This is a genomic window from Thiolapillus sp. (assembly GCF_048562965.1).
In the GTDB taxonomy this organism is placed as follows: Bacteria; Pseudomonadota; Gammaproteobacteria; order Chromatiales; family Chromatiaceae; genus Thiolapillus; species Thiolapillus brandeum_A.
In genome coordinates, this window is sequence record NZ_JBHNMF010000269.1 from 1 (window position 1) to 4,562 (window position 4,562).

Sequence of the window (4,562 nt, forward strand, 5' to 3'; positions counted from 1 at the left end):
TATGCCCCTCCACAAGAATGCGGTGCGGTTTGATCTTGATTGCGTCAATGGTTTCCCGCATCTCCCGCAAGGTGTCTTGAGTCAGTGAAGCGCTGCCTAAATCAAAATGAAAGGTGGCATGACGCAGCAGCTTGCCGGAGACGGGGCGGTTGGAGTGGTCGAACGCATTGCTGCCGGATGGTTTGGAATCAGCATCTTCCCACACCACTTCCACGGTAATGTGTGTCACGGGCTGCGCTTTTCCGATGGCAAACTGCTCTTTGCGCACAAATTGCGCAACGTCGCTTCGGCTGGGATCTTTCACATAGGTGAACTCCGCCTGGCGTGCAATCCAGTCATCTTTCTTATGTGGCGGTTTTGATGGCTTGGAAATAACCGGGGGGGCATCCTTGGAAAAGAAAGAGCACCCGGGCAAAACCACCGCCATGGCCAATACTGTCGCCAGGACAACCCGCTTTTTCATCAGTGGTAAACCTCAGTTGTTGTCGGTGTTGGGTGAAGAAAACGGTCTACGTCATCCACACAGACAGATAACGCCAAAGTAACCAGGGCTGCTACAAGCATCAGTTTGGGCATGCTGTTCTCCGTTGCTTTAGCCGGTTTACCACAAGGAACCCTGCCAATACGAACAGCATCCCCCAAACGATGTTCCGTGTCGTTCGGAATATAGGTAGCGCCGACTGTTTGACATAGGAAAAAGCGACCGGGCCGTATCCTGCGTTCATTGAAAGCGCGGCCGGCTTTTCTTTCGCATCGCTACCGAAATCACTGGGCCACAATCCCAGGGTCAGCGCAGACATCACACCGGTTGCCACCGGATGAACCACTTGCCATGAGGAAATAATGCGGTCGTCGTTGGGCGCAGGGGCATCCTTGGCGGACGCCACAACGGGTAACGACAACAGCAAAATCAAAATGACACGCATTGGCCAGAGCTCATATACCTGGAGTTGCGGAAGATTCTAGCCGGGCGTCAACGCCATGAATAAAACCTAAACGTCGAAAAAAGGCGTTTTGGGGTGTTTTTTCCAAAGGAGCCCACCGCCCCGCCAAAATACTGGCCGGTTCTTGCACGGCAGACATCGGGAGTGTTTACCGATGGACGGGGTGGCGGACCAATGCGTACAGCCACCCCGCCCTCTGAGGACGATGGGTCTCGACACGCAATCCGAACCTTTCGCCGCACCAATGGGCAAAGATTTTCCTCTATCCCGAATCGTTCTGGATATGCGCCAACAAAAGTGATAATTTCGGAGTTTATCCCGTCACGAATGAATTAAAATCAGAAATAGGGGTCAACTTGGATAAGGCCACAAGATGTTGTGGCGGAGATGAATGAAAGGAGAACAACGATGTTTTTGCTATTTATTTTTTTTGGTGCGCTGCTGGTACTGATTTTGATGGCCATGAACGAGAACGGCCAACTCCATAATCCGCCAGCAGAGGAACTGGCGAAGTACGAGGCCATCAAGGCGGAAGAAGACCGGCGGAGAATGGAGTTGGATGGTAGAAACCGGCGTTATGAAGACGACCCTTTCTTTGACCCGCTCGTTTATTTTGGGTATTACCCTTCAGGGACTGAAATAGAAGCTGGTATTATGAAAATGGACTGGGACGACTGATTCCCCCCAATATAACTGAGCCATGCCGCAGTCATTCACGGAGGGTCATTCGCTGCGCGCTCGATCAAAATAACCAGGGATCGGTCTTTTCCCAGGCCGGCCGGATTAACCAAGCTGTTGTTTTGTCGGGATGAGAGGGGCGGCAGGTCGATGCCTTTCTCCGCCAGTTTCTCCAGTTCCGGATTGTTACCCGGAAGCCCCGGGGCGCCACTCTGTTCAGTTGCCACCAACCGGGCCGCGTCCCAGCCATGAAGAGCATGCTTATACTCTGCCATTGAGGCATATTCCTGCGGGACGGGTTTGTTCTGGCGCAAGACCTCATCGAGTTCGGCATATGCTCTTCCCTTCAGGTTCGTTTCCAGCCCCGCCATACGCGCTTGCACATAGCGTTGCTTGGCGGGGTCAGATAAGCCCAACACATCGGCTTCCTTGTTGAAAACGAAGCGCATGGTCTTGTCAGGATCCGGTATCCCGTTTGTGTAAAGGGCGGCACCGCCCCGGTTTCGGGTCAGGTTGTTTAGCGCATCAGTGGCCATTATTCCATGGACCGTTGCATTGGGGACGCCTAGAGGGTCCTGTTTTTCCGGATCGAGTTCATCCGTTAGCAGCTTGGTAGCAGCTTCTCGTAAATCAGAAGCATTAGTAGATGCGCTCATGGCTTTCAGGCTATTGAATACGTTATCTGTACGCTGCGCCGTATTGATGAAGCCGTTGTCGTCTATAGCATTCTGGCGAATGTCGATTTTTCTTTTTGCCTTTTCCCCCACCTTGGAGTTGTCGAAGTGTTTTTTTGCTTCCGTCTTTCCACCCTTGGCGCGTTGCTTTGCCATGCTCACGCCCTTGTTGTGCATGGCACTGGGTGTTGGGGTGTTCACAAGCTTGTCATTGTAGGCCTGGGACGCAGCGTCAAACAAACCGCCTTCGCCTTTCGTATCCAGGATATCCTGCACCGGATGGCTGTCTGGGTGGCCGATGCCGCCCGACAGGTCATCGATTTGCTGGTTGGCCCGGGTGATGGCCGAGGTATCGGAGGATAGTCCAAGGTAGTCCTTGGCCATATCCAGTTTGAGTGAGGAATACTTCGAACTTGCTCGAGCAGTGGGCATGGCGGTGTCTTGATAGGCTACCCAATTACTGATGGCGTCCAGTTGTTCCGGTGTCATGGTGCGGTGGTATCCCATCTTATGCAATTGCTGACGCGTATCATCCAGCCGCTGGGCAAACTGTACTTTCGTATTCTGAGCGAGATTCTGCGCCGATGGGCCGGAACCGAAGTAACCTTTGTCCCGCATATTGTCCACGAACTGGTTGAACCGGTCCTGGTTCCACGAAGCAGAAGGACCGCTATCGCCGGCCTGCCAGCGGTTCGCCAGCACTTCGGCAATGGAGCCGCCGCTGGCACGAGTCGCGGACTGAACTTGCTGAGCGGTTTCCGTGATAGATTGTTGTTCGGCCAGAGCTTCCTCGTACTGCTGCTGATATTGCTCGGTCTCCTGGGCCATTTGTTGGAACTGCGCCGTATCCGACTCGATGGCCTGACGAAGAAGCGCGCCAACATCGGATTCAGTCAGCCGCCCTTCCTTCAGGTTCTGCTGATTGACCTTGTGCCCCTCCTCCGCGCCTTCCAGCAGTTTGTTGGCGATTTTGCCCGTGGCGCCGGCGCTGGCCTCCACACCGAGAACGGAAGCGATGGAACCCAGGGCCTTCTGAAGTTCTTTTTCAGCATCCTTGCTGGAGAATTTGCCATTTAGAGAACCTCCCAACTTAGCCCCCAACCGCGCCATCACCTCATAGGCCTGTTCATTGGTGAGCTTCTTGTCATACCCCAAATCCTTGGCCACGGTTGCTGCCAAACTGTCGGCAAAGCTACCCTGGGTGGTTGTCTGGCTCTGCCCCGTAATATTCGAGCCGACCTGATTGATAGCGGCCTCCGTTCTTTGAGCGAGCCTCTGCCGTGAAGCCGTCACGGCAGAGCGGGCGGTCTTTGCGCGTTGTTTTGCACCGCTAACAGCACTAGATGCCTCTTTGGTAAAATTAACGTTTCCCGCTAAGCCCTTTAAGTAGGCGTTGGGGTCGGCCACTGAGGAACCACGAGTATATTTGCTGCCAGGGCCAACCTGCATCCAAGCATTGCTGACCTTTTTGCCCCCATATGTGGAGAGCGGCTCCACCTTACGCAACTTGGGCGACGCCGAAGATGCATCGGTCTTGCTGGTGGCCGATTTACCCGCAGCCCCGGCAATATTGGTCATGGCGTAAGCGCCGCCGCCGAGGATGGCAAGGGTAATCATTGGTGTGGCCGCCAGGATTTCTGACGAAATCATGAGCTTTGTGGACACGATATCGTAGAAATGAATCGGGTTGAAAGCGCCGTGCTGCCAGCTCCAGAAGAAGTTCTTAAATGCGGCTTTGGTTTGCTCCATGGTGATGTAGTTGATCAATATGGCCGCGGGCATCCAGGACTGGATCCAGAATCCAAACAGCGCATATTTCAGAATAATCGATATACCGGCAATCCCGGTGGCGACCGCAACCACGATAACGATGGGCGCCAGGCCATAGAACAGGTAGGTGAGAATGTTCATCAAGGGGATCATGATCTTCTGAAAGATCGACGCCTGCATGGCGGAATCCACCTTGGCAGCTTCACTTGCCTCGGTAATGGATGTCACGCACTCCTGGAATGCTGTTTCATCCGCGGCACTCCCGCACCCCATCGCGCCGAGCGCCCACTGATTGAACAGCAAATCGGTCATGAAGTTGCGTGCCTGTAGCTGGCTCATCCCGGTACCTTCCTGAACCGCTTGCACCACATCCTGCTGAAAAACGTACCTTGGCTGTGCCATGGATGAGTAGGCGGTGCCGGTAGGCGCGGCAATGGCGGCGTTGAGATCGACACTTGCCTGGCCGTCAAGACCCTGCATATAGTTGGTCAATTCC

General features: G+C 54.2%; 4 protein-coding genes. 1 reads left to right on the forward strand and 3 read right to left on the reverse strand.

Going from position 1 to position 4,562, the window contains the following annotated elements; genetic code table 11:
• A partial coding sequence (locus ACOCD2_RS12925; RefSeq protein WP_293653270.1) for a hypothetical protein occupies positions 1–463 on the reverse strand: 463 nt, incomplete at its 3' end.
• 100 nt (positions 464–563) lie between these two features.
• Positions 564–926, reverse strand: a complete 363-nt coding sequence (locus ACOCD2_RS12930) for a hypothetical protein (protein WP_419601287.1) — start codon at positions 924–926, stop codon at positions 564–566.
• Between the two features lie 426 nt (positions 927–1,352).
• On the opposite strand from ACOCD2_RS12930, the gene ACOCD2_RS12935 reads away from it, so the two are divergent.
• Positions 1,353–1,622: a hypothetical protein gene (locus tag ACOCD2_RS12935; protein ID WP_293653101.1), complete on the forward strand. Its 270-nt coding sequence runs from the start codon at positions 1,353–1,355 to the stop codon at positions 1,620–1,622.
• 35 nt (positions 1,623–1,657) lie between these two features.
• Here the strand turns inward: ACOCD2_RS12935 and ACOCD2_RS12940 are convergent.
• The coding region (locus tag ACOCD2_RS12940) for a conjugal transfer protein TraG N-terminal domain-containing protein (RefSeq protein ID WP_419620854.1) at positions 1,658–4,562 on the reverse strand (2,905 nt) is incomplete at its 5' end.